The organism is Rugamonas sp. GW822-FHT03B10, assembly GCF_058801745.1.
The window spans coordinates 37475-58475 of record NZ_JBXANP010000007.1 but is presented as its reverse complement, the minus strand read 5'-3'; the positions used below and the strand labels follow the sequence as shown (position 1 = coordinate 58475).

The window sequence follows — 21001 nt, the reverse complement described above, 5'->3', positions numbered from 1 at the left end:
CCAGGGCCGCCGCGCTACATGCCGGCGGCCCTGTCTGTTTTGGCGGTCGGGATCAGGAAGCGCGCACCACCATCAGGCCCGCGCGCAAGCCGACCCGCACGTCCGGGTTGGGGAACACGACGTATTCCTGCTCGTGCCGCACGGTGTAGACGGTGTCGCCGTCGCGCGCGATCTCCGCGCCCCGCGGCAGCGCCGTGAAGTTCTGCGTGTCGCGCCCGAACGCCATCGTGAACTGGTCACTCAGCTTGATGATCTGCTGCGCCGTGTTGAAGATGTGCGGCTGGTGCCCCGCCGACGCGGGCGCCACGCCGCGCAGCAGCGCGTCCAGCGCCTGCGCCGCCTCGGCGAACTGGCCGATGTCGTTCTGGCCCAGCGTGCCGATGCGCCCCAGCTCCACCGTGGTGCCGGCCGCGCCGTGGTGCTCGGACGCGTAGTAGCTGTAGGTGCCGGCCGACTGCGGGTTCATGATGATGGCGCCGATGCCGGCCGCCCCCAGCCATTCGACCAAGCGGCCGCGCGCGCCCGCCTCGATCAGCTCGGGCACGATGGCGAAGGTCGGATAGACGGACGGCCGGATCGCCGTGTGCAAATCCAGATGCCAGCGCTCGGGGCCGGCGCCGTCGAAGAAGGCCGTGGTGGCGGCCATCATCACGTCGGCCCGCGCCGCCTCGGCGGTGCCGGCCAGCGTGCCGCGCTCGGCGCGGAACATGCGGTTCAGGTCCGCGTCGATGAAGCGCTTGCCGGCGCGGATGGCGCCGATATTCCCCACGCATAGCATCAGGTCCACGGCCAGCGCGGCCGCGTCCACCGTCACATCATGCGACAGCGCGTCGAGCAGGTGGGCCACCACTTCGATCGGCCCCGTCTCGTCGCCATGCACGCCGACCGACACCAGCACGCTGGCGCGGGCCGGCGCGCCGGGACGCGAGGGAAGCTTGACGGTGAGGATGCCGTCGGCCGGCTGCGCCACCGTGAACCCGGCGCTGGAAAAGCGCCCGGCCACGGCGCTGAAATCCGCCTCGGCCAGGGCCCGCACGGCCTCCGGCAACGGCGTGGCCGATGCGGAGGAAGTCGTCTGCGTCATGCTCATCCGCTTACGCCGCCACGGTGGCGTTGCTGGCCTCGGACAAGGCCCACACATCCAGCATGGCCTGCTCCAGGTCCGCCACCGGCGCATAGCCGGACAGGCCCAGCGTGCACGTCACCAGCTCCACCGCCTCGCTGGCGTCGTGGCCGTCCGTGGCCCGCGCCAGCACCTGGGTCAGCAAACGATGCTGGGTGCGGCGCAGCGCCTGCTGGGCGTAGCTGCGCAGCTGTTCCTGCGACTTGCTGCGGGCCGGCATTTTCAGGCCGCGCTCCAGCGTGTCGATGCCGGCCTGGGTGCGCAGGTTCATGCCCACTTGCAGGAAGGCCGGCAAGTCCATGCCGGCCGGCCGGTTGACCGACAACGCGGCGAACACGAAACCGGCCACCGCTTCGATCGCGTCGACCGCCTTCCACGCTTGCGCGAACTCGGGGCGCAGGTCGGGCACGGCGTCGGCGTCGGCCGTGCCGTCGGCCGGCATCAGCTGCTTGAGCAGCTCGGGCTGGGCGAACACGCGGGTCAGCTCGGCCAGACCGCCGGCCGCGCGCAACTGCTCGGCGGGCACCGACAGCACGCCTTCGATCACGGCCTTCTGCAGGCTGCGGGTGCGGCCATCGACCTTGATCGAGACCACGCGCGGAATCTTCAGCGCGTCCGCGTCCAGCGTGTCGAACACGGACGACAGGCTCAGGGCCGACCATGCCTGGCCCCAGGCCTGGATCACGTCCGCCTCGTCCACGTTGTGCGCGGCCGCCAGATCGCGCAGCATCAGCGGGCCGCAACGGTTGACGGCTTCATTGGCCAGCACGGTGGCCAGGATGGCGTTGGCCAGCGGGTGCGCCAGCGCGCTGCGGGTGGACACCAGCAGCGCCGGGAAGTACGGCTTCAGCACCGACTCGGCCCAGCTGTGCTCCGTCAGCGGCAGGGCCGACAGGATGCGCTTGTAGCGGTTCTTGACGTTGGCGATCACCACCGCCAGTTCCGGCGTCGTCAGGCCGCGGCCGTCGGCCTTGCGGCGCGCCAGTTCGGCCACCGTGGGCAGCTGCTCCAGCTCGCGCGACAGGGCGCCCTCCTCCTCCAGGCTGGCGATCAGGGCGGCGTAACCGTCCTGCACCGACGCGCCCGACTGGTCCTGCGCCTCGCGCACCAGCAAATGGGTTTGCAGCGTGTTGTCGCGCAGGACCAGGCGTTCGATGTCGGCCGTCATGTCGTTCAGCAGACGGTTGCGGTCCGCCTCGGCCAGCTGGCCGGCGTTCATCTCCACGTCCAGCCACATCTTGGCGTTCACCTCATGGTCAGAGCAATCGACACCGGCCGAGTTGTCGATCGCGTCGGTGAAGATGCGGCCGCCGGCCAGCGCGAACTCGATGCGGCCGGCCTGGGTCGCGCCCAGGTTGCCGCCCTCGGCCACCACCTTGCAGCGCAGCTGGTTGCCGTCCACGCGGATATGGTCGTTGGCGCGGTCCTTGACCTGGACGTGGCTCTCGGCCGACGACTTGATGTAGGTGCCGATGCCGCCGTTGTAGAACAGGTCCACCGGCGCCTGCAGGATGCGGTGCATCAGTTCCTCGGGCGACAGCGTCGTCTCCTCGATGGCCAGCGCGGCGCGGATCTGCGGCGACAGCTCGATGCTGCGCTGCGTGCGCGGATAGACGCCGCCGCCGGCCGAGATCAGCTCCTTGTTGTAGTCGTCCCACGACGAGCGTGGCAGCGCGAACATGCGGGCGCGCTCGTTGAACGACGCCTCCAGGTCCGGGTTCGGGTCGAGGAAGATGTGGCGGTGGTCGAACGCGGCCAGCAGCTTCAGTTTGCGCGACAGCAGCGCGCCGTTGCCGAACACGTCGCCCGACATGTCGCCCACGCCCACCATGGTGGTGGCGGTGGCGTGGATGTCGTGGTCCAGTTCATAGAAGTGGCGCTTGACGGCCTCGAACGCGCCCTTGGCCGTGATGCCCATCTTCTTGTGGTCGTAGCCGTTCGAGCCGCCCGAGGCGAACGCGTCGCCCAGCCAGAAGCCGCGCTGCACGGCGATGCTGTTGGCGATGTCGGAGAAGGTGGCCGTGCCCTTGTCGGCCGCCACCACCAGGTAGGGGTCGGCGCTGTCGTAGCACACGGTGTCGGCCGGGTGCACGATGTTGCCCAGCACCCGGTTGTCGGTCATCTCCAGCAGGCTGGCGACGAACAGGCGGTACACGGCTTCGCCTTCGGCCGCGATGGTTTCACGCACGGCGTCCTTGGGCATCTGCTTGCACACGAAGCCGCCCTTGGCGCCGGCCGGCACGATCACGGCGTTCTTCACCATCTGCGCCTTGACCAGGCCCAGCACCTCGGTGCGGTAATCCTCCATGCGGTCGGACCAGCGCAGGCCGCCGCGCGCCACCGGGCCGCCGCGCAGGTGCAAGCCCTCGAAGCGGCGCGAGAACACGAAGATCTCGCGGAACGGCCGTGGTTCCGGCACCAGCGCCAGGTTGCTGGTGTCGAACTTGAAGATGATCTTGTCGCCCTTCTGCGCGTTCTGGAAGTAGTTGGTGCGCAGCGTGGCCAGCATCAGGTCGATGATGGCGCCCAGGATCTCCTCGCTGTCGGCGTGGTTGATGGCGGGCAGGCCGCGCTTGATGTCGTGCATGGCCTGCAGGGCCGCCATGCGGCGCGCCTCGTCCAGCGCCGGATCGAAGCGCTGCAGGAAGGCCTGCACCAGTTCGCGCACCACGGCCGGCTGCTTGCGCAGGCACTCGGCCACGTAGCGCACCGAGAAGCTGCTGCCGGCCTGGCGCCAGTAGTTCATGTAGGCGCGCACCAGCTGCACTTCGCGCATGCTGAGGCCACCCTCGATCACCAGGCCGTTCAGGCGGCCATCCTCGGCGTCGTCGTTGAACAGGGCCGTGAACAGTTCCTGCGCCACCGGCACCACGTTCGGCTGCGCCAGCTTGGCGGCGCTGGCCGCGTCCACCGTCAGGCTGCTGACGAAGTGGCGCTGGCCGCCCACGTTGATGGAATGGGCGCGTTCGCGGTCGATCGCCACGCCCGCGTTGTGCAGGGCCGGCATGATGGTCGACAGGGCCGGCACCTTGTCCACCGAGTACAGGCGGATGGTGGTGGCGTCGTCGGCCGTCTCGATGCGCACCGTCACACGCGACGGATCCTCCATGCCCAGCAACGCGCCGAGGTCGCGGAAGGCCACGGCCGGCGCGGTCGATGCCACGTACTCGGTCGGCAGCGTGGCGCACAGCTTGCGCAGGCTGGCGCGCGTGGAAACGTCGAACACGGCGTCGGCCAGCGCGGCGAACTGGTCGTGCCAGCCATCGAGCACGGCCAGCAGCGGTTGTTGAATGTCCGTCTCCAGGTCCAGCGGGTAGCGGGCCGCGTGCGCGATCAGGTACACGCGGGCCAGCGGGCCATCGGCCACCAGCGTCTGGGAGCTGATATGGGTGGCGCCGGAGCTGCCCTGCAGCGCCTTGGCCAGGGCCGAGGCCACGCTGGCGCTGTAGCGTTCACGCGGCAGGTAGACCAGCACGTTCAGGTGGCGCGCATACACGTCGCGGCGCGCGAACACCTTGGTGCGCGGCTGCTTGTACAGCGACACGACGCCGCCGCACACTTCGGCCAGCCATTCCGGTTCGGCCTCCAGCGCCTCCGTGCGCGGCAGCGATTCCAGGATCTCCACGAACTTCTCGGCGCGGAAGCCCTCCTGTCGCACGCCGGCGATGCTCAGCACCTTGGCGATGCGCCCGCGCGCGAACGGCAGGCGCGCCAGCGGGGTGGATTTGGCGGCGCGCGTGAACAGGCCCACGAAGCAGTATTCGCCGAGGATCGCGCCCTGCGCGTTCACATGGCGCACGCCGATGAAGTCGAGCTGCTGGTCGCGGTGCAGCGTGCCCTCCACGTCGGCCTTGACGATGGACAGCGTGTGGGCGCGCTTGGACAGGGTGTCGAAGTCGCCGGGGATGTTGGCCAGGCAGGTGCCGTAGACCGGGTGGCTGGTGTCCTGCAGCACGCCGATGCGGCTGGGGATGTCGCGTTCCAGTTCGCGCTCGCCCGGTTTCACCTGGTAGTAGGCGTAGCCGAACGGCTCGAAGCCCTCGGTGCGGGCCCAGTCCAGGAAGGCCGCCACTTCCTGGCCTTCCTCGCCGTTGACGGCGGCCGCTTCGGCCGCCACGGCCTTGAAGTGTTCCAGCATGGCGCCATGGTCGCGGTGCACCACGGCCGCGTCGCGCGCCACCATCTCGATGCGCGCCAGCAGCGCGTCCAGTTCGGCCTGCGGCAGTTCCTCGGCCAGCAGGCACATGACATACGATTCGGCCTTGTCGCCGGGCTGGCCCACGGCCGTCACCACGCCGTCGGCGCCGCGGCGCACGGACAGCACGGCGTTCAGCACGCCGTTGGCGGCCACGCGCTGGTGGCGCAGCGCCATCACGATGGAGTCGACCAGGTAGGGCATGTCGTCATTGAGGATCAACAGCGCGGTGGCCATGCCGCCACGGCCGTCCGCGTAGCGCAGCGCGGCGATCTGGCAGCCGGCGGCGGCGCGTTTGGACGCCCGCGTGAAACCATCCCACAACGCCGGCGCCAGGCTGTCGGGCGCGATGCCCGCGAAATCCTCGACGTCCAGGGAACCGAGCCAGGCGCTGATCAGGGCCGCAACCTGGCTGCCATCGGTAGCAGGCTTGCTGGCGTTGACCAGGTCGAGCGTCTGCTTGCGCAGGTCTTGTGGCATTTGTTTCATCTGTTTTCTCCGTTAGTGTTTTGAGTCCGGACGCGCGCTCAGGCTTGTGGCCTGGCGCAGCGGCCGGATGCTGCTAAAAGAACGGGGTTGGCCCGTTCAAATTCTTTTCTAACCTACGCAGTGTATTTAACCGCTTTCGTCCGGTTCCGTCCACCTCAACCGGGGACAGACCCCGCGCGTCACGCGCCCCGGCTTTTTCCCGCAGCGCTGGTCGCGGGGTCAGGCCCCTTGCTGGCGGCGGCGGTGCACTGCTTTACAAATCGTACACGCTGGTCGCGGGGTCTGGCCCCTTGCTGGCGGCGGCGGTGCACTGCTTTACAAATCGTACAAGCCGGGCAGGCCCAGGATGCGGGTCAGCTCATCAAGCGCCGTGTGCACTTCGATGGCCAGCGCCGGATCGGCCAGGTCGGCCGGCTCCAGCCGGTCGCGGTGGTGCTTCTCGACCCAGGCCACCAGCGTGTGGTACAGCGGCTCCGTCATCACCACGCCCTGGTGCATGGCGCGCGCCTCGGCGTCCGTCAGCGCCACGCGCAGGCGCAGGCAGGCGGGCCCGCCGCCGTTGCGCATGCTCTGGCGCAGGTCGAAGTGGATCAGCTCATCAATCGGGCCGCCGCTGGCCACCAGCTCCTGCAGGTAGCTGGCCACGGCCGCGTTTTCCTGGCACTCGTGCGGGATCACCAGCGCCATCCTGCCACCATCCTTGGACAGCAGCTGGCTGTTGAACAGGTAGCTGGCCACGGCGTCCGCCACTGATACCTTTTTGGTATCAACGCGGATGGCGTTCAGCTCCGCGCCCACGCCTTCCATCGCGCGGCGCAGCTGCGCCAGCCCGCCCGCCTCGTCCGCGAACGCCTGCTCGTGGTAGAACAGCACATTGCCGTTGCCGACCGCGATCACGTCGTTGTGGAACACGCCCTGGTCGATCACGTCCGGGTTCTGCTGCAGGTAGACGGTGCGCTCATTGTTCAAGCCATGCAGGCGCGCCACGGCCTGCGACGCTTCCAGCGTCTGGCGGGCCGGATAGCGCTTGGGCGCGGGCGCCGAGGCGTCGAACTCCACGCGGCCGTACACGAACAGCTCCACGCCCTGCTGGCCATGGCTGGCGCACAGACGCGTGTGGTTGGCCGCGCCCTCGTCGCCGAAGGCCGGGGTGCCGGGCAGCGCGTCGTGCACGGCGAAATGCTTGTCATCGCTGAAGATGGCGCGCAGGCTGCGGGCCGATTGCGCGTGCTCGAACGCGCGGTGCAGCTTGTTGTTCAGGTTGGCGGCCGTGAAATGGGCGCGGCCGTCCGCGCTGTCGGCCGACGGGCTGACGGTGGCCGCGTTGGCCGTCCACATGGGCGAAGCCGAATACGCGCACGCCAGGATCACGGGCGACTCCTTGTAGGCGCGGGCCAGCACCTCCGCATCCGTGCCGGTGAAGCCGATGCTGCGCAGCAGGCGGAAGTTGGGCCGGTCCTGCGGCGGCAGCAACGCCTGGCCGAAGCCGCGCGCGGCCAGCGCGCGCATCTTGGCCAGCCCCTGCAAGGCGGCCTGCTTCGGATTGGATGCGCTCTTGACGTTGCTGAACGAGGCCACGTTGCCGAACGAGAGGCCGGCGTAGTTGTGCGATGGCCCGACCAGGCCGTCGAAGTTGAATTCGCGTGCGGAGTTGCCCATGATGGTCCTCAGAAGTGCATGCCCGGCGACAGCTTGGCCGGCATTTCAAGCGCGCTGTTCTCGATCGAAGCGACCGGGTAGGCGCAGTAGTCGGCCGCGTAGTAGGCGCTCGGACGGTGGTTGCCGGACTGGCCCACGCCGCCGAACGGCGCGCTGCTGGCCGCGCCCGTGGTGGGGCGGTTCCAGTTGACGATGCCGGCGCGCGCGCGCACCTGGTAGGTCTTCCACAGCGCCTCGTCGTTCGAGATCAGGGCCGAGGCCAGGCCGAAGGCGGTGGCGTTGGCGGTCTTGATGGCGGTGTCGAAATCGGCCACGCGGACCACCTGCAGCAGGGGGCCGAACCATTCCTCGTCCGGGATGCCCTTGGCGTCGGTGACGTCGACGATGCCGGCCGTGACGAAGCCGGTGTTCTCGTCCAGCTGGCGCATCTGCAGCAGCGATTTGCCGCCGCGCGCCACCATGTCGGCCTGGGCCTGCACCAGCCGGCGCGCCACGGCGGCCGACACCACGGGGCCCATGAACGGCGCCGGTTCCGCGTCCGGCGCGCCCACGGTCAGGCGGCTGGCCACGTCCACCAGGCGCGCGATGATGGCCTGGCCTTGGGCGTTGTCGGGCACGATCAGGCGGCGCGCGCAGGTGCAGCGCTGGCCGGCCGAGATGAAGGCCGAGGAGACGGCCATGAACACGGCCGCGTCGATGTCTTTCACGTCCCAGATCACGAGCGGGTTGTTGCCGCCCATTTCCAGCGCCAGCATCTTGCCCGGCTGGCCGCCGAACTGCTTGTGCAGCGCGGTGCCGGTCTGGCAGCTGCCGGTGAACAGCACGCCGTCCAGCTCCGCGTCCTGGCCCAGCGCGATGCCGGTGTCGCGGCCGCCGTTGACCAGGTTGACCACGCCGTCCGGCAGGCCGGCCTGCTGCCACAGCTGCACCGTGCGCACGGCCGTGCGCGGCGCGAACTCGCTGGGCTTGAAGACGATGGTGTTACCGGCGATCAGGGCCGGCACGATATGGCCGTTGGGCAGGTGGCCGGGGAAGTTGTACGGGCCGAACACGCCGAACACGCCGTGCGGACGGTGGCGCAGCACGGCCTCGCCGTCGGCCACCTTGTTGTGGCTTTCGCCCGTGCGCGCCGCGTAGGCCTGCACCGAGATGTCGACCTTGTTGGCCATGGTGGTCACTTCCGTGCGCGACTCCCACAGCGGCTTGCCCACCTCCTCGGAGATCAGCTGCGCCAGTTCCTCGGCGTTGGCCTTGAGCAGGTCGCGGAAACGGGTGCAGACGGCGATGCGCTCGTCCAGCGGGGTCTGCGCCCAGCCCTCGAACGCGGCGCGCGCGGCGGCGCTGGCGCGCGCCACGTCCTGCGCCGTCGCCTCGCGGCTGGCCCAGGTCTGGCGGCCATTGGCCGGATTGACGGTGACCACTTCGGCGCCGCTGCCGGGCAGCCATTGACCGTTGATGCAGTTGCTCAATGCGTTGCTCAATGGGGTGTTCGCTTCAGACATTTGGGTTCTTCCTCACGTTGAGAGACAGGGTGCGCACGGTGTCGCCGGTATGGCAGTGCAGCAGCTTTTGTTCAGCTTCGGGCAGCGCGATGGCGCCGTTGACGGGGGCCGCATGCGACAGCAGCATGCGGAAGTCGCGCATATTGGTGTTCGACACCAGCATCGGCTCGGCCGGCGCCGTCTCGGGCGCGCACGCCGCGTCCCAGTCGCCGGCCCGGCCGATCTGGGCCAGCGTGCTGTCGCGCATCGCGCGCAGCTCGGACACGCGGGCCTGCAGCACGGGGCCGGCGTCGAAGATGTCGACATAGCCTTCGAAGTGCATGCCCTCCTGCTCCAGCAGGCGGCGCGCCGGCGCCGTGGACGGGTGCACCTTGCCGATCACGTCGCGCGCCTCCTGCGGCAGGTAGGCCACGTACAGCGGCTGGCGCGGCATCAGCTCGGCGATGAAGGACTTCTTGCCCAGCGCCGTCAGCTCGTCCACGTGGTTGAAGTCCATCTTGAAGAAGTGGCGGCCCAGGCCCTCGTAGAACGGCGAGCGGCCCGCCTCGGCCTGGTAGCCGCGCATCTCCGCGATCAGCTTTTCCGTGAACAGGTGCGGGAACTGGGCGATGAACAGGAAGCGGCACTTCGACAGCAGCTTGCCGTTGTTGCCGCAGCGGTAGTCCGGATGCAGGAACAGCGAGCACAGTTCCGTGCTGCCCGTCAGGTCGTTCGACAGGTACAGCGTCTCCATGCGCGTGAACACGTCGAGCTCGCGGCTCGAATGCACGAGCGTGCCGATGCGGTAGTTATAGAACGGCTCCGTCAGGCCGACGGCGCTCTTGATGGCGCACACGCCGGCGATGCGGCCGGTGTCGGTGTCCTCCATCACGAACATGTAATCGCGTTCGTCGGGCGGGATGGTTTCCGCGAACGAGGCCACGGCCACGCGGACCCGGTCGCCCAGCATCTTCATGTCCGGCTTGAGGGTGGTCATGCCGCTGCCGACCTGGGTGGCCATGACGTACAGGGCGTCGAGATCGTCGGCCCGGATTGCGCGTACAACTAGCATAGGATTTCCAATGTTTGACTGAGTGCTCACAGACGGACGCAGACCACGGTGTCGCCGTCGGTCACCTGCAGCGCGGCCTGCACGGCGGCCGGCAGCGCCACCACGGCCAGCGATTCGAGCGGCGCGCAGGCCATCACGATGGCGCGGAAGTGCTGGTCGGCGCCGGTGGCGATGGCGTAGGTGACGGGCGGTTCGCGGTTGCGGTCCGGCTCGGCCGGGCAGGTCGCCACGCGCCGCTGCAGCGCGCCGGTGAAGGTGCGCAGCGCGTGCTTGTGGGCTTGCAGGATCGGGCCGCCGTCGAAGATGTCGATGTAGTCGTCGGCCTCGAAGCCCTCCGCCGTCAGCAGGTTGAACGCCAGTTCGCCCGACGGGTGGATCTGGCCCATGGCCGCCTGGGCGTCGCCCGGCAGCAGCGGCACGTACACCGGATAGTGCGGCATCAGCTCCACGATCAGGGTGCGGTTGCGGGCGCCGCCGATCACCTGTTCGGCGTCCAGGAAGTCCATCTGGAAGAACTTGCGGCCCAGCGCGTCCCAGAACGGCGAGCCGCCGTGCGCGTCCGTGATGCCGGCCAGCGGCACGAAGAAGCGCTCGGCGAAGCGCTGCGGCGCCAGCACGGCGAACAGCAGCCGCGCGCGCGACAGGAGGGCCGCCTCCGGCGCGTCCTGCATGGTGGGGTCGACGTAGAAGGTCGACAACTGGGAGTAGCCCGTCAATTCCGAGCACAGCGTGAGCGCGTGCACGCTGTGGCTGATGTTCAGGTCGCGCGACACCTGCTGGATCACGTCGTTGCGGAACGAGAAGTAGGTGCCGTTGGAGCCGGCCGCCGCGTAGATGGACGCGGTGCCGACGATGGTGCGGTCGGCCAGCGATTCGAGCACGAACAGGTAGGTCTCTTCGCTGGGCAGGTCGACGTGGGCGGCGAACGAGGCGATCGAACGCTCGACCAGCGCGGCGATCTTCTCGCGCGTCTTGGGCAGCGTGTGCACACCCGGCATGGTCACTGCCGCCAGCGCTTCCAGGGCCGCGATATCCGCAATTTCTACCGGACGGACAACATACATGGGAGCTCCTTCAATTTCTAACCAGGCTTGCGGATGCCGGTGGGGTAAAACGCAGCGCTCCCGCGCGAAGGCGGGAGCGGCGGGTTGCGGTGGACGCGCTTACGCGGCCTTGAGCAGGTCGTCCAGCGCGGCGCGCAGCAGGCTGTCGGCCTTGGCGATCTGGGCGTCCGACACGATCAGGGCCGGCGCCAGGCGCACCACCTCGGTGCCGGCGATCAGCAGCATCAGGCCGTGCGCTTCGGCGGCCTTCTGGATGTCCTTGGAGCGGCCCTTGAAGCCCTCCGCCACGACGATGCCCAGCAGCAGGCCGGAGCCGCGCACGGTGGCGAACACCTGCGGATAGTCGGCCACCAGTTTCTGCAGCGTGGCCACCAGGTGCTTGCTCGCCTCCTTCACGCGCGCCAGGAAGGCCGGCTGGTTGATCGTCTCCAGCACGTTCAGGGCCACGGTGGCGGCCAGCGGGTTGCCGCCGTAGGTGGTGCCGTGGCTGCCCACGCCCAGGCTCTTGGCCAGTTCGTTGGTGGTCAGCATGGCGCCGATCGGGTAGCCGTTGCCCAGCGCCTTGGCCGAGGTCAGGATGTCCGGCGTCACGCCGTAGCCCATGTAGGCGAACAGGTCGCCGGTGCGGCCCATGCCGCACTGGACTTCGTCGAAGATCAGCACGGCGCCGGTCTTGTCGCACAGCGCGCGCAGCTCTTTCAGGAATTCTGCATCGGCCGGCACCACGCCGCCCTCGCCCTGCACCGGCTCCACCACCACGGCGCACACGTCGTCGGTGATGGCCGCCTGCGCCGCCTCGATGTCGTTGTACGGGATGTGGTCGATCGACGGCGGCAGCGGCTCGAAGCCTTCGGTGTACTTGGCCTGGCCGCCGACGGACACGGTGAACAGGGTGCGGCCGTGGAACGAGTGGAAGCACGACACGATGCGCGACTTGTGCGCGCCGTATTTGGTGTGGGCGTGCTTGCGGGCCAGCTTCAGGGCCGCTTCGTTGGACTCGGCGCCCGAGTTGCAGAAGAAGGCGCGGTCGGCGAAGGTGGCTTCGGTCAGCGCCAGCGCCAAGCGCAGCACGGGTTCGTTGGTGTAGCCGTTACCGAGGTGCCACAGGGTGTTGGCCTGCTTGGTCAGCGCCTCCACCAGCACGGGGTGGCAGTGGCCCAGCGAGTTGACCGCGATACCGGACGTGAAGTCCAGGTACTGCTTGCCGTTCTGGTCCCACAGGTCCAGGCCGGCGCCGCGCACCGGCACCATGGCCGACGGCGCATAGGTCGGCACCAGCACCTCGTCGAAGGTCTGGCGAGTTACAGGACGTGTGGTCACGGTCGAATCAAGCTTGGCGTTCATGGCTATCCCTATCAAAGTGGGGTCGGTGGCGGCACTGCGGCCGCGCGGGAGCACCCATTATAAAAAGCGGGATGCTAAAACTCTTTTGAAATGGCGACAAGGATTTTCATTTTTACCCTGCCGCGCCGGCGGGCCTAGAAGGTGTGCAGCACGCCCAATTGCACGCCGTCGATGGCGCCGCCGGGCGCGGGCGAGCGGATCTGGGCCGCCGGCGCCACCACGGCCGCCCCCACCAGCGCGAAATTGTTGCGCTGGCCGCGCTGGCGCAGCCGGGCCAGCGCCCCGTACAGCGACGTGCGCGCCGACAGCCGGTACTGGCCCTGCGCGCCCAGCTCGGCCGCGTCGCCGTGGCCGGCGCCGGCCAGCCGGTCGCGCAGCCCGGCCCAGCCGAACGACAGGGCCAGCGGACCATCTGCGCGCCAGCGCACCGACAGCGAGTACAGCATGGAGCGCTGGCCGCCGTCGTTGCGGCGCTCGCTGCCCACGGCGCCGAACACGGTCCAGCGCGGCGCACATGTCCAGGACGCGCCCACGCTGGCGCGCCGCACGCGGTACGGCAGGTCCGCGTTGTCGACCTGCTGGTAGTTCGCCCCCAGGTACAGGCCGGGGCGCGCGTACTCGGCCGCCAGCTGCAGGTTGCGGTTGGCGGCCGTCGCGGCCAGCGGCGCGGCCCCGCCCGTGGCGCCGCGCGCGGCCAGCACCTGCAGCGTCAAGCCGCCCAGCTCGGGCGAGAAATAGCCGACGGCGTTGTCGACGCGTGGCGGCGCGCCGTACATATTGTTCCAGCCCGAAGCCTGGGTGGCGCTGGTGAAAGCGTCGAACTTGCCGTTCATGTAAAACTGCGGCGTGTTCTGGCGGCCCAGCCGCACTTCGCCCAAGGGCCCGCCCAGGCCCACCCATGCCTGGCGGTTGAACAGGCGCTTGCCATCCGCGCCGCTGCCGTCGTCGCCGTTCAGGCCCGCCTCCAGCACGAAACTGCTGCGCAAGCCGCCGCCCAGCTCCTCGCGGCCGCGCAGGCCCAGGCGGCTGGCCAGCAGGCCGCTGGCGTCGACCCGCGCGACGGGCGCCAGGCCGTCGGCCGCGATGCGGGTGGCGAAGGTGTCGATCACGCCGTAGGCCGTCACGCCGGTGTCGGCCAGCGCACTGTGGCAGCTTCCCCACAACGCGGCAGCAAGCAGTTTCAGATTTGCCCTGTGGATTGTGTCTTTGCCGTGAAGATTATTCATGGTTGGCTGTATTCCGCAGTCGGAGTGGGCTATGCTGTCAAGCATCCGGGGGCGCATCGCAAAAGGCTACTCTCAAAATGCACACAGCACGAGCCGCACTGGCCACTTTTTTTTGCATGCTGCTCGCATGGCCCGCCATGGCGGCGGCGCAAGTCGCACTCACGCCACAGGAGCAAGCCTGGGTCCGCACCCATCCGGTGCTGACCATGGCGCTCGACCAGTTCAACCCGCCCATGGTGTTCCGCCGCGCCGACAGCGACGCCTCCTACGCGGGCGCCTGCTACGACTATGCGGCACTGGTGGCGCGCAAGACCGGCCTCACCTTCCGCTACGTCGGCTCCACCTGGGACCAGGCCCTGACCAAGGGCATGGCGCACGAGGTGGACGGCGTGCTGTGCGCGCGCGAGCGCCCGGAACGCCGGACCCGCCTCAATTTCTCGCTGCCCTACCTGGAACTGCCGATCGCCATGGCGACCCGCGCCGACCACGCCGCCACCCGGGTGCTGGCCGACTACGCCCGCGAGCGCGTGGCCGTGGTGCGCAACACGGTGCGGGTGCCGGTGCTGAAGGCGCGCTGCCCCGATTGCGTGCTGGTGGAGGTCGACAGTTCGCAGGACGGCATCGGACGCGTGCAGCGCGGCGAGGCGGACGCCTACTTCGACGACCTGCCGGTGGTGCAGCGCGCCATCGGCGAAGGCGGCGCGGCGCTCAAGATCGCGCTGCTGTACTACTACTCGGAAGCGGCCACCATCCGGCTGGCGCTGCGCAACGACGCGCCCGAACTGCTGTCCATCATCGACAAGGGCGTGGCCGCCATCACGGCCGACGAGCATGCGCTGATCCGCTCGCGCTGGCTGGCGGCGTCCGAAGGCACGCCGGTGCAGCGCGAACTGGCCCTCACGCCCGCGCAGCGCGCGTGGCTGGCGGCGCATCCGGTGTTGCGGGTGGCCGTCGACAGCGCGCGCGGTCCGATCGAGTGGCGCGGCGAGGACGGCGTGATGCGCGGCATCTCGCTCGACTTCCTGCGCCGCGTGGAGGAACAGCTGGGGGTGCGCTTCGAACTGGTGCCGACGCGCGACGTGGCCGACGAGATCAGCCGCATCGAGCAGCGCCAGGTGGACCTGGTGTCGGCCATCTCGCACACGCCGGGACGGGCCGGCTTCATGCTGGTGACGGAACCGTATCTGAGCACGCCGGTGGTGATCTTCGCCGGCACGGCCACCCCGCCCATGGGCGGCCTGGCCGGGCTGACGGGCCAGCGCGTGGCCGTGGCCGCGCGCACCGCGGTGGCCGACGCGCTGCCGCACGACTGGCCCGGCATCGCCATGGTCCCGGTCAGCAACTTCCGGTCCGGCACCGGGCTGCTGCGCGACGGCAAGGTGCGCGCCTTCGTCGGCCCGCTGCTGACCGGCACCCACCAGCTGGTGGAGCTGGGCGCGACCGACGTGCGGGTGGCCGGCGAGACCGACTACCGCTACCACGTCGGCATCGGCGTGCGCTCCGACTGGCCGGAACTGCTGCCCATCCTGAACGCGGCGCTGGCGGCCATCCCCAAGAGCGAGCGCGAGGCGTTCCGCCAGAACTGGAGCACCGTCCACTACGCGCACGACATCGACTACCGGCCGCTGGGCGCGCTGGCGCTGGCGGTGCTGGTGGCCATCACCTTCATCGTGCAGCTGCGGGTGATGGTCAAGCGCCGCACGGCCGAGCTGCGGCAGGAGGTGGCCGCGCGCCGCGCGCGCGAGGCCGAGATCCAGGAGTTGAACAACGTGCTGGAACAGCGGGTGACGGCCCGCACCGCCGAACTGCGGCAGGCCAACGAGGACTTGCGGCTGGCCGCCGAGCAGTTGCTGCAGACGGAGAAAGTGGCGTCGCTGGGCCGCCTGGTGGCCGGCATCGCGCATGAACTGAGCACGCCGCTGGGCAGCGCGCTGACGGCCTCCACCACGCTCAGGGCCCACGTGGACAGCTTCGCCCAGGCGCTGGCGGCCGGCCAGCTGAAACGCTCGTCGGCCGACACCTTCGTGGCCCACTGCCAGCAGGCCACCGAGATCATCGAGCGCAACACCTTCCGCGCGGCCGGGCTGATCGACAACTTCAAGGAGCTGGCCGTGGACCAGGCCAGCGTGCGGCGCCGCGTGTTCCCGCTGCGGCGCACGGTGGAGGAGGTGATCGCCAGCCACCACAATACATGGAAGCACCGCGGCCACCACATCGCGCTGGACGTGGCGTCCGACATCGAGCTCGACAGCTTCCCCGGCCCGCTGGCCCAGGTGCTGTCGAACCTGCTGGAGAACTCGCTGGTGCACGGCTTCGAGGGGCGCAAGGGTGGCCAGGTCCGCATCGGCGCCCGGCGCCAGGACGAGCGCGTGCTGCTCACCTACACGGACGACGGCAAGGGCATCCCGGCCGAATTCCGCAACAAGATCTACGACCCGTTCTTCACCACCCGGCTCGGCCAGGGCGGCTCCGGCCTGGGCCTGTACATCGTGCAGACGCTGGTGACGGGCGTGCTGGGCGGCACCATCACGCTGCAGGGCGAACCGGGCGCGGGCACCGTGTTCCAGATCAGCCTGCCATTGAAGGCGCCCCAGCTCACCGAGCGCAACGCCAGCGGCGCGCACGGCATGGTGGCGCTGCCCGACACCGGCGGCCCGGCGCCGGTGCAGACGAGTTAAGAGCGTCGTTCCCGCGCAGGCGGGAACCCATGCTGAGCGTCCATATACGCGACCTATGGAGGGAATTCAGGCAATGCCTGGATTCCCGCCTGCGCGGGAACGACAGTACGCTTGTTGCAACGAGCTGCGGGCGGGCTCAGGCCGCCGGCGGCATCAGCTTGCGCTGGCGCTCCTCGCGCGGCGTGTTGCCGAACAGCGCGCCGAACGCGGTCGAGAAATGCGAGCCGGACGAGAAGCCGCACATCAGCCCCACCTGCACGATCGAGTGGTTGGTCTCCAGCAGCAGCTGGCGCGCGCGCTGCAGGCGCAGCTCCAGGTAGTAGCGCGACGGCAGGCTGTCCAGGTATTGCTTGAACAGCCGTTCGAGCTGGCGCCGCGACAGGCCGACCAGGCCGGCGATGTCGTCGGTCGACAGCGGCTCCTCGATATTGGCCTCCATCAAGGTCACGGCCTCCGACAGCTTGGGCTGCAGCGCGCCGAAACGGGCCTGCAGCGCCACCCGCTGGCGCTCGTCGTGGGGCCGCACACGCTCGATGCACAGGCTTTCCTTGATCGCGGCCTGGACGGTCGCGCCGTACAGGGCCGCCACCAGCGTCAGCGCGAAGTCGATGCTGGCCGCGCCGCCGCAGCAGCTGAGCAGGCGGCCGTCGAGTTCGAACAGATGGGGGGTGAGGATGGCGCGCTGCGTGACCGCCTCCGTCTCCGCGTACAGGGCCCACGGCAGCGCGATGCGCACGCCGGCCATCAGGCCGGCATCGGCCAGCCACAGCACGCCGGCCCCCACCCCGCCCCAGAAGCGGGCCGAGCGGCAACGCTCGAGCACCGTGCGCAGCAAGGCCGGCGGCGGCGGCGCCTGCTGCTCGTCGGCCACCAGCAGGGCCAGGTGCCAGCCCGGCTGGGGCTGGGTCAGCGCCGCCTGCTGGGGACTCAGTATGTCGAGCCGCAACTGGTCCGGCCCCAGCATCCGGGCCGCCAGCCGCAACGGCTGGATCAGGCCGGCCCAGGTCAGGCTGTCCGGTTCGCCCGCGTTGACCAGCAGCACGCGCAATGGCTGTTCCTGGGCCAGACGGGAGAGCGGTGAAAATGGCATGCGGCGATTAGGTGTAAGGGGACGGGATCGGTGGGGCGGCGCTCACTCGGGCGCCAGCACGGCGGCGGGCCGGCTGCTGCTCCACTGGCTCACTATCATACCGGAGATCAACAAGGCGGCGCCCAGCAGGCCGTTCCAGGCCAGCGTCTCGCCCAGCCAGAAATAGGCGAAGATGGCGGCGCAACCGGGCTCGAAGGCGTAGATGACGGCCGCCTCGTTGGCGCTGCTGTGGCTCTGGCCCCACGTCTGCAGCGAGATGATGGCGGCCGTGGCCACCACGCCCAGATAGATCAGGTTGCTCTTGTAGGCCAGCACGGCCTGCCAGGCGGCCGCCTGCCACGGTCCGGCCTGGGCGCCGGCCGGCATGTCGTGCCACAGCAGCCAGCCGGCCGCGCACACGGCCACGGTGGCGATCTGGGCCGCCGTCAGCGTCATCAGCCGCCGCACCTTGCGGGTGGCCGCCTCCATCAGCTTCACGTACAGGCCGAAGCACAGGGCCGCCAGCAGGGCCAGCGTGTCGCCGCGGCCCCAGCTGATGCCGCCGTCCCAGCACAGCGCGAACAGGCCGGCCAGCGCCAGCAGCAGCGCCACCACGATGCGGCGCTCGGGCGGCTTGCCGGCCGCCATGCCCAGCAGCGGCACCACCAGCACGTTCAGGCCGGTCAGGAAGGCGTTGCGGTTGGAACTGGTCAGGCTCAGACCTTCGATCTGGAACACGTAACAGAAAAACAACACCACCCCGGCCAGCACGCCCTGCCCCACGTCGCCGGCGCGGGCGCGCCACAGGAACGGCGCCAGCAGCAGGCCGGCCAGCGTGAAGCGCACCAGCACGATCGTGCTGGCCGACAGCGCGCCCGTCATGTCCTTCATGGCGGGAAAGGTGGTGCCCCAGACGAGGGTGACGGTCAACAGGGCGGCGATGCCGCGCAGATGCAGTGGGGCGGAAGGCTTCAAACAGGTCTCGACACGATGGCGGTGGCGGCGCGCGGGCCGGCGCCGGGGAGGCATAGTGTACCCGGCCACGGCCGACTTGGCGATCCGGCCCGTTATAATCATGGTCTATGGGTGAACGCTATTTGAAAAGTATCCGGCTGCTGGCCGAATGCATGCAGGGCTTCGAGCGCCTGTCGGGCGAGCACGTGCGCGCGTGCGGCCTGACCCACGCCCAGTTCGACATCATCGCCACGCTGGGCAACACGGCCGGCATGTCCTACAAGGAGCTCGGGGAGCGTACCCTGATCACCAAGGGCACGCTGACCGGGGTGATCGAGCGGCTCGAACAGAAGGGCCTGGTGGAGCGCCAGCGCAACGCCGACGACAAGCGCTCGTTCTTCGTGCGCCTGACGGCGGCCGGCGAGGCCACCTTCCGCGACGCGTTTCCGCGCGTCGTGGCGCTGGGCGCCGCCGTGTTCGCCGAATTCACGCCCGATGACTACGCGGACCTTGAAAAATCCCTGTCCAGGCTCAAAACTGTCATTATTGGCGGCAGCCCAGCCACCCACGACTCAACCAAGGAAACCATTTGAAAACGACTCTGCTCGAAGGCAAGAAACCTGCCAAATTCGATAAACACATCATCGGCAACCTGCTGCTCAACGTCAGCACCCCGGACGAAGTGCGCCAGGAAAAGCTGTTGATCGGCATCCGCAACGAAGCGGGGGAGATCTACCGCCTGATCGGGGCCACCAAGCACAACAGCTTCATGAACGCGATCGAGGAATTGTTCGACCTGGGCCTGGTCGACGAACTGCAGGACACGGACGCCACCCAGGACGGCTGCGACGCCATCTTCAGCGAAGCCTGATCCGCGTTCCCCGCCCTTGCGGCATGCTATCGGCAAGCCGCAAGGGATAGAAAAGTATTTTGCGAAAAAGTTCCACACGGCAATATTCCGAGTATAATTTTTTCGATGGACAGACTGGACGCCTTCAAGCAGATCGCAGCTCAAGCGAGCCGGGGGGAGCTGACGTTCCCCACCAATGTGAACGCCTCGTTGCGCCTGCAGCAGGCGCTGGGCGATCCCGATTGCCACATCGACGCGGCGGCCAAGCTGATCCAGGCCGACCCCCTGCTGGCGGCCCGCACCGTGGCCATCGCCAACGCCGTCGCCTACAACCGTTCCGGTAACGAAATCTCCAGCGTGCGCGCGGCCGTGCAGCGGCTCGGCATGCGCACGCTGCAATCGCAGGTGGCGGCCCTGATCGTGCGCCAGCTCGGCGGCCAGTCCAGCGACCCGGCCGTCAAGGCCAAGGCGGCCCAGTTGTGGGAACACACGGCCCACGTGGCCGCGCTGGCCCAGGTGATCGCGCGCCGCGTGACCCATGTGGACCCCGACACGGCCATGTTCGCCGGCATCGTGCACGAAGTGGGCGGCTTTTATCTGCTGTCGCAGGCGGCGGCCTGGCCCGGCATCCTCGACGGCGACCCGGGCGACTGGATCGAATCGGGCGAGGCCGAGATCGGGCGCGGCGTGCTCAGGAAGCTGGGGGTGCCCGAACCCGTGGCCCAGGCCGTGGAAGCCATGTGGGTGGGCATGCGCGCGCTGCCGCCGGAAACCCTGGGCGACACGCTGCTGCTGGCCAACGACCTGGCGCCGGTGCCCTCGCCTTTGCAGGAGCGCCCCGGCGCCACCACCCTGCTGGGCGCGCGCACCATCGATTTCCTCGTCGGCGAAGGCACGCTGCACGACATCCTGGCCGAATCGGCGCACGAAGTGCAGGCGCTGTTCGCCGTGCTGATGCTGTAGCACGGCGAAAAAAAAGCCCGCCGGGAAGGCGGGCAAAGTCCAAAACTAGGGATCTCCCGAAAGAGATGGACGCAGCTTACGCCCCACCGGCCGCCCTTTCCGTGCGGCAGCGCACATAGCGCGCCCCATTCACCGTCAGGCATCCTCGCGCAAGCCCTGTTCGCGGCGCCACGTCTTGAGCAGGTCGTGGCGCCGCACCGGGTAGCGTTCCCCGGTCGACGCGGCGGCCGCGATGCGGTCGATGCGGAAATGGCGGTAGGCGCCGCGCAGTTCGCACCAGGCCGCCAGCAGACGCTTGCCTTCGAGGAAGGCCAGCGCGAACGGCCACACGTAGCGCTCCGATTCGGCGCCCTGCTCGTCGCGGTACTGGATGCGCAAGCGGTGCTGGTAGCGGATCGCCTCGCGCACGGGGCGCACGAAGGCGTCGCTGGCGTCGGGCTGGCTCACGCCCAGCGGCACCCACAGGCTGGTCTCGGCCATGTCGTCGCGCAAATCCTTGGGGGTGGCGGCGGCGATCTTGGCCAGCGCGTTGGTGGCGGCCTGGGCCAGCGCCTCGTCGCCCTGGCGGCGCACCCAGCGCGCGCCCAGCACCAGCGCCTCGAGCTCGTCGGCGCCGAACATCAGCGGCGGCAGGAAGAAGCCGGCCCGCAGCATGTAGCCGACGCCGGCCTCGCCCTCGAGCGGCGCGCCCAGCCCGCTCAGGGTCTGGATGTCGCGGTAGATGGTGCGCTCGGACACGCCCAGCTGCTCGGCCAGCCGGGCCGCCGTGACGGGCCGGCGGTAGCCGCGCATGGCGTCCATCAACATGAATAATCGGCCGGTACGGCTCATCGT

Annotated in this window: 15 protein-coding genes; 4 read left to right on the top strand and 11 right to left on the bottom strand. The window is 69.3% G+C overall.

Annotated features, from left to right (window positions below):
* Positions 1–52: 52 nt before the first annotated feature.
* The 8 genes from AC1RQG_RS13355 to AC1RQG_RS13320 form a co-directional block, all read right to left on the bottom strand.
* Positions 53–1084, bottom strand: a complete 1032-nt coding sequence (locus AC1RQG_RS13355; protein ID WP_493132052.1) for a succinylglutamate desuccinylase — start codon at positions 1082–1084, stop codon at positions 53–55.
* Positions 1085–1094: 10 nt separating this feature from the next.
* Positions 1095–5807, bottom strand: coding sequence for an NAD-glutamate dehydrogenase domain-containing protein (locus AC1RQG_RS13350; protein ID WP_493132050.1), 4713 nt, complete (start codon positions 5805–5807; stop codon positions 1095–1097).
* A 315-nt stretch (positions 5808–6122) separates the two neighbouring features.
* Positions 6123–7466: an N-succinylarginine dihydrolase gene (gene astB / locus AC1RQG_RS13345; RefSeq protein WP_493132048.1), complete on the bottom strand. Its 1344-nt coding sequence runs from the start codon at positions 7464–7466 to the stop codon at positions 6123–6125.
* 8 nt (positions 7467–7474) lie between these two features.
* Positions 7475–8968 carry a succinylglutamate-semialdehyde dehydrogenase gene (gene astD, locus AC1RQG_RS13340; protein WP_493132046.1) on the bottom strand — a complete coding sequence of 498 codons (1494 nt, stop codon included), beginning with the start codon at positions 8966–8968 and terminating at the stop codon, positions 7475–7477.
* On the bottom strand, positions 8961–10019 hold the full coding sequence (astA, locus tag AC1RQG_RS13335; RefSeq protein WP_493132044.1) for an arginine N-succinyltransferase: 1059 nt from the start codon (positions 10017–10019) through the stop codon (positions 8961–8963). Before astA ends, astD begins: the two co-directional genes overlap by 8 nt.
* 26 nt (positions 10020–10045) lie before the next feature.
* On the bottom strand, positions 10046–11083 hold the full coding sequence (locus AC1RQG_RS13330) for an arginine N-succinyltransferase (protein ID WP_493132042.1): 1038 nt from the start codon (positions 11081–11083) through the stop codon (positions 10046–10048).
* A 99-nt stretch (positions 11084–11182) separates the two neighbouring features.
* Positions 11183–12403 carry an acetylornithine/succinylornithine family transaminase gene (gene astC / locus AC1RQG_RS13325; RefSeq protein ID WP_493132524.1) on the bottom strand — a complete coding sequence of 407 codons (1221 nt, stop codon included), beginning with the start codon at positions 12401–12403 and terminating at the stop codon, positions 11183–11185.
* A 158-nt stretch (positions 12404–12561) separates the two neighbouring features.
* Positions 12562–13653, bottom strand: a complete 1092-nt coding sequence (locus AC1RQG_RS13320; protein WP_493132040.1) for a porin — start codon at positions 13651–13653, stop codon at positions 12562–12564.
* A 77-nt stretch (positions 13654–13730) separates the two neighbouring features.
* Here AC1RQG_RS13320 and AC1RQG_RS13315 point away from each other — a divergent pair, with 77 nt between their 5' ends.
* Complete coding sequence (locus AC1RQG_RS13315; protein ID WP_493132038.1) at positions 13731–16331, top strand: transporter substrate-binding domain-containing protein; 2601 nt, start codon at positions 13731–13733, stop codon at positions 16329–16331.
* Between the two features lie 136 nt (positions 16332–16467).
* Here AC1RQG_RS13315 and AC1RQG_RS13310 read toward each other — a convergent pair whose 3' ends face one another.
* Both AC1RQG_RS13310 and AC1RQG_RS13305 read right to left on the bottom strand, forming a co-directional pair.
* A complete protein-coding gene (locus AC1RQG_RS13310; RefSeq protein ID WP_493132036.1) occupies positions 16468–17421 on the bottom strand; it encodes a GlxA family transcriptional regulator in 954 nt (317 codons plus the stop codon).
* Between the two features lie 42 nt (positions 17422–17463).
* Positions 17464–18375, bottom strand: a complete 912-nt coding sequence (locus AC1RQG_RS13305) for a DMT family transporter (RefSeq protein WP_493132034.1) — start codon at positions 18373–18375, stop codon at positions 17464–17466.
* Between the two features lie 107 nt (positions 18376–18482).
* Between AC1RQG_RS13305 and AC1RQG_RS13300 the strand changes: the two genes are divergently transcribed.
* The 3 genes from AC1RQG_RS13300 to AC1RQG_RS13290 all read left to right on the top strand — a co-directional run bounded on the left by AC1RQG_RS13300 (position 18483) and on the right by AC1RQG_RS13290 (position 20167).
* The gene (locus AC1RQG_RS13300; protein ID WP_493132032.1) at positions 18483–18947 is read left to right on the top strand and encodes a MarR family winged helix-turn-helix transcriptional regulator; all 465 of its coding nucleotides are present in this window, start codon (positions 18483–18485) and stop codon (positions 18945–18947) included.
* Positions 18944–19225 (top strand): hypothetical protein, encoded by a 282-nt coding sequence (locus AC1RQG_RS13295; protein WP_182157007.1) that lies wholly within the window; start codon positions 18944–18946, stop codon positions 19223–19225. The genes AC1RQG_RS13300 and AC1RQG_RS13295 overlap by 4 nt, the downstream gene beginning before the upstream one ends.
* 105 nt (positions 19226–19330) lie before the next feature.
* Positions 19331–20167, top strand: a complete 837-nt coding sequence (locus AC1RQG_RS13290; protein WP_493132030.1) for an HDOD domain-containing protein — start codon at positions 19331–19333, stop codon at positions 20165–20167.
* Positions 20168–20302: 135 nt separating this feature from the next.
* Here AC1RQG_RS13290 and AC1RQG_RS13285 read toward each other — a convergent pair whose 3' ends face one another.
* Entirely contained in the window at positions 20303–20998 is a 696-nt protein-coding gene (locus AC1RQG_RS13285) for a helix-turn-helix transcriptional regulator (RefSeq protein WP_493132028.1), read from the bottom strand.
* Between the last annotated feature and the right edge of the window lie 3 nt (positions 20999–21001).